Below are 1,424 nucleotides of genomic sequence, written 5' to 3' on the forward strand. Positions count from 1 at the left end.
GTGGACTGGTCCCCGGTTCTTGGACTGATTAGTCGGTTCGAGATCCGGGGATGGTTCGTGTGGGTGGTACCGCGTCGTCGTTGACGAGTGCGCAGCGGGTGGCTGCGGTGGAGTGGTTCGGTCGGGGGTTGAGTGATTGGGCGACGGCTCGTCGGCTAGGAGTGACACGGAAACCGGTGCGACGCTTGCATCAACGGTGGTTGCTGCATGGTCCGGAGGTGCTCATGGATTCCCCCAGACGCTCGTACTCGTTCGAGGTGAAACGTGACCTCGTGCGCCGCTTCCTTGCCGGGGAACCAGCCGATGCGCTCGCCTCCGAGGGAGGGCTCTCCTCAGCGCTGCTGCTGCGCAAATGGGCGAACCAGGTTCGCAAGGACGGTGAGGACGCCCTCCGGCCGCGCCCAACGGGCCGCCCGAAAGCGAAGCCGGACACCGAGCTCAGCGAGCTGGAACGACTCCGGCGGGAGAACGAGTACTTACGGGCCGAGAACGCGTACTTGGGAAAATTGCGGGCCTTGCAGGCGCAGCAACGGCGTCGGTGAAGACCACAGCCGTTGCCGCTTGCAAGGCCGAACACTCACTCCAGACGCTGCTGCAGATCGCCGGTCTTGCCCGCTCCACGTTCTTCTACCAGCAGGCCCGCTCGCGTGAACCTGACCGGCACGCTGACACCGCGGACGCGATCCGCGCGATCTTCGTCCGCACCAAGGGCCGGTATGGGCATCGGCGGATCCACGCCGAGCTCCGCCGGACCGGGCCAGTGGCGAAGAAGACGGTCCTGGCGTTGATGCGACGCCACGACCTGGTCTGTCCAGTGCGTCGTCGACGCCGATACTCGTCCTACGGCGGCGAGGTCGGCAAGGTTGCAGCGAACCTGCTGAACCGGGACTTCACCTCGACAGCGCCGAACCAGAAATGGGTCACGGACGTGACGGAGTTCCGGGTCGGTGAGCACAAGCTCTACCTGTCACCAGTGATGGACCTCTTCGACCGGCAGATCATCGCCTATCGAACCGGAACGTCCCCGACCCTGGAACTCACCCACGGCTCGCTCCGCGACGCACTCCACACCGCACTCGGGGCGGCACCGCTGGTGCACTCGGACCAGGGCATCCACTACCAGCACCGGTCCTGGCGGTCACTGCTGGCAGCTGCCGGCGCGTCCCAGTCGATGTCGCGAAAGGGCAACTGCCACGACAACGCGATCATCGAGAACTTCTTCGGCCATCTGAAAGCCGAGATGTTCCACCCAACCCATTTCGACAGCACCACCACGCTCGACACCGCGATCCACGACTACATCACCTGGTGGAACACCGACCGCTCCCAGGCACGACTCGAGGGCATGAGCCCGGTTCAATACCGAGCTCACGCCCTCGCGGCCTAATCTGACTTCACGGTCCAACAAACCGGGACCAGTTCAC

Annotated in this window: 2 protein-coding genes; both read left to right on the forward strand. The window is 64.7% G+C overall.

Annotation, left to right across the window (positions count from 1 at the left end):
• Positions 1–224: 224 nt before the first annotated feature.
• Positions 225–542, forward strand: a complete 318-nt coding sequence (locus tag EDF48_RS19505; RefSeq protein WP_194672230.1) for a helix-turn-helix domain-containing protein — start codon at positions 225–227, stop codon at positions 540–542.
• A complete protein-coding gene (locus EDF48_RS18945; protein ID WP_131881984.1) occupies positions 539–1,387 on the forward strand; it encodes an IS3 family transposase in 849 nt (282 codons plus the stop codon). The genes EDF48_RS19505 and EDF48_RS18945 overlap by 4 nt, the downstream gene beginning before the upstream one ends.
• The last annotated feature ends 37 nt before the right edge of the window (positions 1,388–1,424 follow it).

Origin of the sequence: Curtobacterium sp. PhB191, assembly GCF_004346515.1 — a bacterium.
GTDB lineage: Bacteria > Actinomycetota > Actinomycetes > Actinomycetales > Microbacteriaceae > Curtobacterium.